At 56.0% G+C, this 10,524-nt stretch carries 12 protein-coding genes and 1 tRNA gene; 8 read left to right on the forward strand and 5 right to left on the reverse strand.

The genetic code is table 11. The features are described from left to right. The first annotated feature begins 70 nt into the window (after positions 1–70). From G3N58_RS32335 to G3N58_RS32345, 3 genes are all read left to right on the forward strand, one after another. Entirely contained in the window at positions 71–1,087 is a 1,017-nt protein-coding gene (locus G3N58_RS32335; protein WP_167046742.1) for a class 1 fructose-bisphosphatase, read from the forward strand. Between the two features lie 74 nt (positions 1,088–1,161). Beyond that, positions 1,162–1,237, forward strand: a tRNA-Thr gene (locus G3N58_RS32340). 175 nt (positions 1,238–1,412) lie between these two features. Continuing rightward, positions 1,413–2,687, forward strand: coding sequence for an integrase arm-type DNA-binding domain-containing protein (locus tag G3N58_RS32345; protein ID WP_206001226.1), 1,275 nt, complete (start codon positions 1,413–1,415; stop codon positions 2,685–2,687). 69 nt (positions 2,688–2,756) lie between these two features. Here the strand turns inward: G3N58_RS32345 and G3N58_RS32350 are convergent, their stop codons facing one another. The 5 genes from G3N58_RS32350 to G3N58_RS32370 all read right to left on the reverse strand — a co-directional run bounded on the left by G3N58_RS32350 (position 2,757) and on the right by G3N58_RS32370 (position 6,899). Next, positions 2,757–3,191: a hypothetical protein gene (locus G3N58_RS32350; RefSeq protein ID WP_206001227.1), complete on the reverse strand. Its 435-nt coding sequence runs from the start codon at positions 3,189–3,191 to the stop codon at positions 2,757–2,759. An 854-nt stretch (positions 3,192–4,045) separates the two neighbouring features. Further along, positions 4,046–4,762 (reverse strand): Rha family transcriptional regulator, encoded by a 717-nt coding sequence (locus tag G3N58_RS32355; RefSeq protein ID WP_206001228.1) that lies wholly within the window; start codon positions 4,760–4,762, stop codon positions 4,046–4,048. Positions 4,763–4,765: 3 nt separating this feature from the next. Beyond that, positions 4,766–4,969: an AlpA family phage regulatory protein gene (locus tag G3N58_RS32360; RefSeq protein ID WP_206001229.1), complete on the reverse strand. Its 204-nt coding sequence runs from the start codon at positions 4,967–4,969 to the stop codon at positions 4,766–4,768. Between the two features lie 121 nt (positions 4,970–5,090). After that, entirely contained in the window at positions 5,091–6,509 is a 1,419-nt protein-coding gene (locus tag G3N58_RS32365) for a hypothetical protein (RefSeq protein ID WP_206001230.1), read from the reverse strand. A gap of 249 nt (positions 6,510–6,758) precedes the next feature. Further along, a complete protein-coding gene (locus tag G3N58_RS32370; protein WP_206001231.1) occupies positions 6,759–6,899 on the reverse strand; it encodes a hypothetical protein in 141 nt (46 codons plus the stop codon). Between the two features lie 93 nt (positions 6,900–6,992). Between G3N58_RS32370 and G3N58_RS32375 the strand changes: the two genes are divergently transcribed. The 5 genes from G3N58_RS32375 (at position 6,993) to G3N58_RS32395 (ending at position 10,305) form a co-directional block, all read left to right on the forward strand. Further along, on the forward strand, positions 6,993–7,796 hold the full coding sequence (locus tag G3N58_RS32375; protein ID WP_206001232.1) for a lipid II flippase Amj family protein: 804 nt from the start codon (positions 6,993–6,995) through the stop codon (positions 7,794–7,796). Positions 7,797–7,903: 107 nt separating this feature from the next. Then, a complete protein-coding gene (locus G3N58_RS32380) occupies positions 7,904–8,440 on the forward strand; it encodes an AAA family ATPase (RefSeq protein ID WP_206001233.1) in 537 nt (178 codons plus the stop codon). Between the two features lie 116 nt (positions 8,441–8,556). After that, entirely contained in the window at positions 8,557–9,279 is a 723-nt protein-coding gene (locus G3N58_RS32385; RefSeq protein ID WP_241017323.1) for a hypothetical protein, read from the forward strand. Between the two features lie 52 nt (positions 9,280–9,331). After that, entirely contained in the window at positions 9,332–9,772 is a 441-nt protein-coding gene (locus tag G3N58_RS32390) for a GNAT family N-acetyltransferase (protein WP_241017325.1), read from the forward strand. Between the two features lie 65 nt (positions 9,773–9,837). After that, positions 9,838–10,305, forward strand: a complete 468-nt coding sequence (locus G3N58_RS32395; protein WP_206001235.1) for an NUDIX domain-containing protein — start codon at positions 9,838–9,840, stop codon at positions 10,303–10,305. Positions 10,306–10,524 lie beyond the last annotated feature (219 nt).

Genomic DNA, 10,524 nt, shown 5'->3' on the forward strand with positions numbered 1-10,524 from the left:
TAAATGCATGGAGCCGACACAACGAACGGTTAAAATCCCGATATTCCTCTAGCCTCCCCGGAGTACAGCAATGTCTTTGCAACGTCGTACCACTCTCACGAAGTACCTGATCGAGCAGCAGCGCGAAACCAACAACCTGCCTGCCGACCTGCGCCTCCTGATCGAAGTCGTTGCGCGTGCCTGCAAGGCGATCAGCTACCACGTCAGCAAAGGCGCGCTCGGCGATGCGCTCGGCTCGGCGGGCAGCGAAAACGTCCAGGGCGAGGTGCAGAAGAAGCTCGACATCCTCTCGAACGAAATCCTGCTCGAAGCCAACGAATGGGGCGGCAACCTGGCTGGCATGGCGTCCGAGGAAATGGAGCAGTTCTTCCCGATCCCGGCCAACTATCCGAAGGGCGAATACCTGCTCGTGTTCGATCCGCTCGACGGCTCGTCGAACATCGACGTCAACGTGTCGATCGGCACGATCTTCTCGGTACTGCGCTGCCCGGACGGCCATCAGGCCACCGAGCAGTCGTTCCTGCAACCGGGCACGCAGCAGGTCGCCGCGGGCTATGCGGTGTACGGCCCGCAAACCGTGCTCGTGCTGACCACCGGCAACGGCGTGAACTGCTTCACGCTCGATCGCGAACTCGGCTCGTGGGTGCTCACGCAAAGCGACATGCGCATTCCGGTCGAAACGCGCGAGTACGCGATCAACGCCTCGAACGAGCGTCACTGGTATCCGCCGGTTCAGCAGTACATCGGCGAACTGAAGGCCGGCAAGGAAGGTTCGCGCCAGGCCGACTTCAACATGCGCTGGATCGCATCGATGGTCGCCGACGTGCATCGTATCCTCAATCGCGGCGGCGTCTTCATGTACCCGGCCGACAAGCGCACGCCGGACAAGCCGGGCAAATTGCGTCTGATGTACGAAGCGAATCCGATGGCGTTCATCGTCGAGCAGGCCGGCGGCGCCGCGACCAATGGCGAAAAGCGCATCCTCGACATTCAGCCGAAGAGCCTGCATGAGCGCGTCGCGGTGTTCCTCGGTTCGAAGAACGAGGTCGATCGCGTGACCCGCTATCACCTCGAAGCGAAAAAGTGATCTCGAAATAAAAAAATGCGCCGAGGGGCTTGCCAAAGCACCAAAGTAATCCCTATAATCTCGCTTCTCCTGATGCCGGAATAGCTCAGACGGTAGAGCAGCGCATTCGTAATGCGAAGGTCGGGGGTTCGATTCCTCTTTCCGGCACCACAAGATTTTCCAAGTAGTTCCGAGATATTCCTGAAACCCGCGACAGCCAACGCTTCGCGGGTTTTTTGTTGTCCGCTGGTGTTTGTGATGTCCCGCCTAAATCCTAGTGATCTGGGGGTAAGCTTGGGGGTATAGTAAAGCGACTGGGGGTACGCTCCCCGGCGGGAGATGCACCATGGGCAAGTCTTCAGGCTTATCTGACATGCGCTGCCGGCAGGCTCGGCACGATCCGTCTGGCGGCAACAAGCTATTTGACGGTGGCGGACTATATCTGGCGTTGATGCCTAGCGGCGCGAAGAAGTGGCGCCTCAAATACCGCTTCAACGGCAAGGAAAACCTGCTGACGTTCGGTGACTACCCTTCCGTCACATTGGCGGAAGCGCGCGAGCGGCGCGAAAAAGCCAAACGGCAACTGGCCGACGGCATCGATCCGGCCTTACAGCGCGACATCGACCGCCAGACTACCTCACTGGCAGCCAATATGACGTTTCGGACGCTGGCTAATGAATGGCTCAACATCAAGCGTCCAGGATGGAGTGCGGGTCACGACAAACGCGTTACCGCGATCCTCAAGAATGACCTTCACCCGAACATCGGCAAACTACCAATAACGGGGATCACCGGCCCGGCCATTCTCGCGACGATCCGAAAGATCGAAGCGCGCGGCGCGCATGAGATAGCCGTCAAAGCACTGGAAATTTGCAGCGGTATCTTCCGGCACGCCTGTGCCTGCGGAGCAACCGACCGGGACCCGACCGTTGGATTACGCGCTGCGCTTGCACCCCGGCCGCCAGTCAAACACTACCCTCACGTCACAGAAGCCGAGCTTCCAACCCTACTGGAGCGCATTGACGGATATTCAGGCAATCCGGAAACAAAGATCGCCATCAGGCTCATCATCCTGACTTTTCTGCGAACGGCCGAACTGCGCTGGGCACGATGGGATGAGTTTGACCTTGAAGCCAAAGAATGGCGCGTCCCCGCGGAGCGCATGAAGGGTAACAAGGCACAGAAAGCATCCGGCATTCCTCATATCGTGCCGCTGGCAGACCAGACACTGGCATTACTCAAAGAACTGCGGAAATTTACGGGGCGCTATCCACTACTCTTCCCCGGCACGAAGAACCGCTTTGTCCAGGCTATATCTGCCGAAACGATCAACAAGGCACTGAAAACTCTGGGCTTCGAAGGCAAGCAAACTGGACACGGCTTCCGGGGTCTTGCTTCGACGATCATGAATGATCGAAGCGGTATAAATCCCGACGTTATAGAACGCCAGCTCGCCCATATTGTCGGCAGCCCCGTCCGACGTGCATACAATCACGCGCAGTACATGACGGAACGCCATAGGCTTATGCAATGGTGGGCTGACTACGTCGACCAGCAGACGAATAATTCGACTACAGGAGACGCATCTCTGCCAGCGACCGAAGCTGAATCTGTACTCTGAGAGCTTGATCGCGTGGAAGTGATCGCCAGTATCGAAACATTGCACCTCGCCTTCTGCAACGGTCCGCAGTTAGAGATTTTCGGTATCTGGCCGGATAGGAAATCCCTGATAACCTCGTATTGCTCCGCTACCTTGCTGACCGGAAGCAGCCTTCGACAACCTGTCAAAGCCCAGGCTGGATTTCGTTCCAGCGTTCATAGAGCGCGATGCCACTGCCCTACCTTTATCTTTGGCCGATTTCTGATTCATCGCGGACTTCTTTGGACGATACAACGCGTATTTGACGGCCCCGATTCCGACCTCAAGACCTTGACGCCTCGCCTCCTCGACAATCTCGTCCAACGAATACCCCTTTTCCTGCGTCGCCCGTATCTTTGTGCGGATTTCCTTCATCCCGTCACTGACGGTGACACGCTGGTTACCTCGCGGCTTTTCGGGCAGTTCCTCAAGAGCCTGAATAAAGGCATCCCATTGAGCCCGGGTATAGCTTTTCGAGACAGACATGATGATCTCCAATCCATCGACGTAAGATCATCTTGCTAATCGGCAAAGGTCACGTCAATACCCTGATTTGCGGTGATGATGGCTGTTCGGAAGACTCCGGACAACGTAGGAATATGTCGGAAAACGAAATATTTTTTAATCGATTAAGCCAAGCCTCCGACTCCCCTTCGTGACTCGACCAATTTCCGGCATGGACTTCGCAGCTCAAACTTGACCCGCCAATAGAAAATTCACGGGCTGCGGTCGATTGTGAACTTCGCGCATCCTGTTCTACAGGTAGTGCATGTCTAGGCCATCCTGAGCACTCGAACAAATTTCAGACATAGCGTCCGCGAGCGTAACCTCACAAGTCAACTGACTCGATATCCATCGTGACCAAATCAAGGCGCCCTACTAACTCGCGGGGCCGATGAAACACCCTGCCATAGCGCACCGACTCGGCAGGACGAGACCACCGACTGGACGGGGATGGCGCGCAAACTCTATCGGGCGGCCTTACAGCCTGCCGCAGGCAAGCACACTTTTTTCCTCAAACTCCGGGTAGTAAAAATCACATAAAAGCTGAGTATTGCAGGATAGGCATGCGCCGGTTTTGGGCACCACGTACGAATTTGACATGAGCGAGATTCTCGAGCTCATGGCGTAATGCTCGTTCGTGATTGGCGACTTGGCCATCTTGGTTGAGCACGTAACAAGGGCAACGTATTCAACAAAGAGCGCGCCCAACCTCCCGAAGATGGATGAGGAACGCGCTGCCTATGTCATGGTCGAGCATGCCAGCCGCCAAGACAGTGCTCGACCCGCCGCGAGACGGTCCGCCGAATGCTGATTTGCGCGAGCGAATCAACGGATGGTCATTGCACGCCTCCCGACAGCTTCGGTGTGCGCAGCAATGCGGCATAGACTGTCAACAGGGACTTGCGTTCGTCATAGCTCTTTCCCATGCCGATCAACGCGGCGTCACGCACCTGCAGGCGGTTCAGGATGCGTAGATCGGACACGTTCATGGCATCCCGGTCGAGCGGCCCGAACACGCCGGAGAAAGCCTGATTCACAAGGCGCGCTTCGTTCGCATAGTGGTGCCCCTGTGTCGCCTTGCCTTCAGCTTCGCGGGTCAGCGCCAGCATTTCGGAAAGCAGCGCGTAGTTAGTCGCGGCGTCGCGACGTGCCGCAAGCCGATCCGGTGCGGTACGTGCCGACAGCTCGCGACGCATGGCGAGGAACGAATCGACCAGGCGGGATTGGCCAACGCGGGAATTGCGCCCACCGATAAACGGCATCGCTATCAGCGCACCACGCTCGTCCAGTTCGATCATGCGCTGCTGTCGGTTCATCTCGTCGGTGTACGAGATCTCCCCAAAATTGGGGCGATCTATCATGCCGTCCGCGATCAGGCTGTCGAGCGTGCACAGTACGTGATCGTGTCGCCGCCCGAACTCGTGGGCAATCGTCCGCGAGTCCGTGACCAGTTCGCCACCACGGACACACACCAGCGAGGTATGCTCATCACTGAAAGTCTGGGCAGCGTCCGTGCGAGGGGCGCGGCCCGTTTGTTTTTGGAGAGTCGCCATCGCTTAGCCCTCCACGCGATAGCCGGCAGGATTGGCCAGCCATGCATCGATGTCTGTGCGCCGCCATGCAATGGAACGCGCGCCAACGCGGACGGCTTGTAGAAAGGTCTTCCCACGCATCCACTGATAGATCGTCGTGTGACTCAGGCCTGGTTCAATCTCTACCTGACGACAGCGGATTAATGCCTGCTGAATTTGTACCGCCATGCCCGCTCCTTGCGATTAAGGAGCGCCCCAGCCTATCCAGGACGCATGGCATCCCATTATTAGCATCCGATGCAGGAAGTTAAGCCGCGCACCGGTGGGCTTTATCGCGTACCAGTACGCATTACAGTACGCCAGTGGGCTGTTTTTTCTGCTTGCGATATCCAGTGATATGAGTGCGAATTGTGCGCCAATCTAGTGGGACAAGATTGATCCTTTCCATTTCGTCGGCGGCACCGTCCAAATTTTTACCTTGCTCATATTGAGAAAGGTTGTCTCTGCACCAGGCGAAGATAGCTTCCTTGTGTTTGCGATTCTCTTCGTTTGTTTTATCGCCACCTTTCTTTGCGACCGATGATTTGGCCCGTTGAGATGCGGCCTCCTCAATTTCGTCCATGCTGCGTACCGAGGCTGCGCCAATTTGCTTTAAAGCAGCGGCCATGCGGAGCATTGCATCATGAAACCGCCCCTCCAAAACAGATCGCTCAGCAACCAACAGATTAAAGCCTGCCAGGTAATAGCACCATCCGCGTCTAACTTGCCAATAAGTCAAGCCGACATCTTTGCTCGCTTCGTAGAATTTCTGGGCAGTTCCCGATTGGTCGGTCGTGCCATCAATCCGTACGCCCCGAAATTCACCCTGTATAAAGCTGGGCACATAGTCCTCAGACATTTCCACCGTGGATTGATTGGAACCCTCGATTGGTATAAACCGCATAAGTCCACGTGCAGCTTCAGATTTCCCCTCTCCCGTAAAGAGCGAAAAACAGCGAAGCACCTCATCTTCAGGGACCAGCGCCAACACGCGCTCAAAGTCTCTACCGGCGCTGCACAGTAATGCCACTACCAAGGCCTCCGGGCCTTTATAGCTTTCTGGCGACAGGCTAACCCGCATCCGCTGTCTGAGTGCCTTCGCTCCTTCCAGGGTACTGGAAAGTGATATGTACTCCACCATTGAACAAGTTTTCAGGTCCAGAGGTAGGGCAAGCGGTACCGCGCTAGCATTAGCGTGCTCGGAAATGAGGGCGTGCAAGTCTTCGGCTGCAATCCAGATTTTGTCGCGCGGGGCCTTCGTATGATCGGGAACGAAGTCAAACCAAAAGCGGCTACCTTTATTCGCTTCAGGCTTACGGCGCACGACTTGTACAAGGGACGCACCATCATGATCAATGAGCAAAAGTCCACCATTCCATCGCGCCTCAGCCATCGTTTCATCAATGGGAACGAAAATCACTATTCCACTCCCGGGGCCGTTATATATCTTGTAATAGCCCATTAATCCCATAACCTGAACGTCGTCATCGCATCTGTAATCGACAGGCCCGCGTCTTGCGTGCGGAGATTCATTTGGATCTGGGCTGTAATGGCATGCGGGATAAACATATCTAGCGTAACGGCCAGTGGCATCAAACCACGCTGGCAACTCGTCATAGTTGATCTTGTCGAGTATGTCGCTGACGGTAATCGGCTCACCAAGCTTAGCGGCCGCTACTTGTGCGGCTTCTTCGAGGGTGTACCAGTCCTTGAACGATCCGATTTCCATTGCGCTCCCCTTAAACGCATAGCCCTTGAGAAGAAGCCGCGCCAGCCCGGCAAGGGAACCGGGGATTCGGGGATCAACCTAGACACGGCCCCTCAAGCATACTGTGTTTTTGTACAGCTCGGAACATTGTGGGCGTGGTGGCTCTCTGCGGACATTGAAATCGACGCCCCAGCAGCCAACCACGCATCAGCTCGTACACCCCAATACGGATCCGTATGATCTCGATACGTATGGTCAGCTTGAAGGCGACTACTGCTGCCGCCTGTGCAGCACGTTGAGAATCTGTGCTATGTCATCGGCCACGCGGTAGGCCATCAGATCGTTTTCCGTCACGACGGCCGGCAGTTGCAGGTTGGCCTCCGCCGCCAGCGTCAGACGGTAGTCGGCCACTTCCGTGTCATACGATCGGATAGTCTAGATCGTCAACAATCTGGGCCGGAGCGTTCCGGTAGACTTACGTTCCCGCCAACCGCGCGTGACAGCATGGACACTCAGCTTTTGATCATCTGCAACCTTACATTTGTAATCCATGTGATAGCGACATTGGCTTACGCTGTCCGAATCGCCGGTGTCCGCACACGTCGTATCGCCATCTCATTTTCTCTTTTCGGAGTCATCGCTTTGGTCTCGAGAACGGCAAATTCCTTTCAGGGGCCATTCATCGCGAAGCGGGTCGAGCTTGATATCTCCCATCACATTGGGCAGGGTTTACTCGGTGACTTCCGCATTTTCCTGCTCACTGCCACGTTGGCAAGCATCGTTGGAACATTCCTTATTCCTACCTTCCAGCGTTATTTCAACCGCGCCGTTAGTCATTTTCAGGCGAATCGGTCCGTTCCTCGTCTGCTGCTCCACGTCTTCAGTCGAGGGGGAATCAACTACCTTCGGATGGGGGCGCGACTGCCCTCGCGATACAACGTCACACAACTGACGGCGGGCGCAGGGGTTTCCTGGAAGGTAATAGCACTGAACGTCCTGGCAATGGCTATCTGGACCGTCGGCGTCTTCGCATCGCTTTACGCCGGTTACCTGAAGCCCGACCTGCGAGTCACGTGCGCGAATCTTTCGTCGGTAATCAACGGCTTCGCGACGGTTGTCTTGGCAGTCGTCATCGATCCGCAGGTTTCGGTGATGACTGACGACGTAATCGAAGGCCGGCTCTCCGAAAATCACTTCCGGCGGGCTATTACTACCCTCGCAGGTGCACGGGTTCTCGGGACGTTGTGCGCGCAGGTAGCGCTTGTTCCCGCAGCCTTCGTTATTGTTCGTGTCGCCGAACTCATTTAGCGTGGCAGATCGCAGGAACTGGGCAGAGGCCGGCAACAAGCGGTCAGTGGAAGTTGCCGTGATAATCCGCGACAATTTAGAGAAATCCAGCGAACAGCGAACGTCAAATGTTGATTGCATTCGGAGGGTTGCCGGGAACAGGAAAAACAACAGTAGCGAAAGCGCTCGCTCGCAAGCTCGCAGCGACCTATCTGCGTATCGATACGTTTGAACAGGCGATCATCGCGTCGGAGCACACCCGGGCTGAGATAGGCCCTGCCGGTTATCTGACGGCATATGCAGTTGCGGCAGACAATCTAAGTCTTGGTTTGACCGTGGTTGCGGACTCGGCCAACATGTTGAACATTACGCGCATCGCCTGGCGGAATGTGGCACGTGAAGCGGGCGTTCCGATCTTTGAGATCGAGCTGATATGTTCCGACACAGCAATTCATCGCATTCGGGTCGAGGAACGACGGGCAGACATCGCAGGGCATCGTCAACCGACATGGAAAGATGTTCTGAGTCGTCAACATGATGCATGGAATTCGAAACATCTTGTGGTCGACACGGCCAACCTCTCAGTTGAGCAAGTAATCGAAATAATCACTCACCGTCTACCTACTCCTCCGTCCGACGAATTAGGCCCTGCGTCGTGCAGTTGATGGACCTCGGTTAGCGATCGGCCAGAAACGGACGGTCAACGACAGCACGTAAAGCGTTGAAAATCTCGCATCTTAGGTTCGAGTGCAGTTCACCTTACAAGGCGTTGTCAGCACAAATGGCAATCCTGGCAAATCCCGGCAGTTCAGAAACGCCCGCTCATCGGCTCGTTATCATCGAGGGCATCATGGGTTCGGGCAAGTCCACAACGATGCGATTCATTGCCCAGAGCCTGCAAGCCTCGGGGCAACTGGCTTTGCCGTTACATGAGAGGACGGAGCCCCACCCGCTGCGGGCGACGGACGAACTTGAACACTGGTTCGAGCCATGGAGGGACGCGACACCGCAGCATCTTGCTGATCGCGCGCTGACCAAATGGGCCGCTTTTGTCGAGGCGACACAAAGTGGTTCACCAATCCCGGTGACGGATGGTCAACTGTTTCATGGAGATCTGACTCACCTGCTGCTGATGGACGCCGAGCCAGCACTGATTTTTGACTATGTGAGCGCGTTGGCCGCGATCATTGTGCCGCTCAATCCGTTCGTGCTCTACCTTTGGCAGGAAGATGTGGAAAAAGCTTTACGGACCGTCTGTACTGAGCGCGGCCCCGAGTGGATTGACTATCAAGTGAATTGGAAGCTCGCAGGTCCATACTGTGTTCGCAAAGGTTACCGAGGATTGGAAGGGTTAATCTCCCTATATCGGGATTACCGGCGGATCACCGACGATCTCTTTGACGAGCTACCGCTAGCCAAGCTCGCGATTGAGAATTCCAGAGGAGACTGGCCAGCCTACGAGGGCCAGATTTTGAACGCTTTGCAGTTGCCGGTTCGGCCGTAATCAGCGAGGCGAGTTTTTCCATTACGGAGACTCCTCAACGGAAATATGAGCGATGGCCTCGAAAAGCATCCGCAGGGCAACGGCAGAGGACGTACCCATACTTACACAGATTCGAAACGATGCGCATGCGAAGAAGGTCGCGCACCGCGACTATGCGTGGGGGACGGACGGGTACGGGTTTTCGGAAAACTGGGTACGAAACAATGTCTCTCAAAAGGAAGTGTATGTAGTTGAACTGGAGGGCACTCCAGTCGCAACGTTTTCGCTCGTTCTAGATGAGGACAGGCATTGGGGGCCTCAAGATCCGATTGCCGGTTATGTCCATGGCCTCTCTGTGCGGAGGGACTTTAACGGACGTGGACTCGGCAGCTTTATGCTTGATTGGTGCGGTAACAAAATTAGCGCCTTGAATCGGCGTTTTGTTCGACTCGACTGCGCCGTCCACAACGCAAGGCTGTGCGCCTTTACGAGTCGCTTGGATTCACCCGCGTAGGGCAGTACGCCGAACCAGGAGCCAGCGGCTATGTATGGTCACTCTACGAGAAAGCGGCGAATCCGTTGCGCGAGCGGCGAACGGCCAGGCTTTTAATAACCACTCCAGAGCGGCGCGTGTTGTTATTCCGTTTCGTCCATAAAACTGGCGCGCTTGCTGGGACGGCCTATTGGGCAACGCCGGGGGGCGGTGTTGAGCATGGTGAGACGTTTGCAGACGCGGCAATACGCGAGCTTCGCGAAGAAACAGGAATTCGCAAGGCGCGGTTATCTCAGCCAGTGGGACGACGCGAGTTGCTCTTGCAGTTGCCGGACGGCGAGCACGTGTTTGCAGTCGAGCAGTATTTCATCGTTGATACCGACACGGAATCCATTTCACGCGACAGTTGGACCGTCGAAGAGAAGGAAGTGATGGCGGATCATCAATGGTGGAGCCGGGAGGAACTGTCCAGCACCACCGAAACTGTCTATCCTGAAGAACTGATTCAGATGCTCGATAACGCCGGAGTTTTCGGCGCTGAACGGTCGCTATGAAGCAAACCAGACGACCGCAATGGGTCGGCCAGGGAAGTTCGCCAGTCAAGTCGGGCAGGCCGTCCTTCGTCCGCCGATGGATTTCCGCGTTCGGCCGAGGCCGTGTGGAAACGCCATTTTCGCCGCTTAGGGCGAAGTTGCCGGTCGGGTCGATCAGGTGAGATGCGTCGAGCTTGCGCTAATCGAACATCGCGAGCGCAACGAAGCCCCTCAGGGCCT

Origin of the sequence: Paraburkholderia sp. Ac-20342, assembly GCF_017104985.1 — a bacterium.
Classification (GTDB): Bacteria; Pseudomonadota; Gammaproteobacteria; order Burkholderiales; family Burkholderiaceae; genus Paraburkholderia.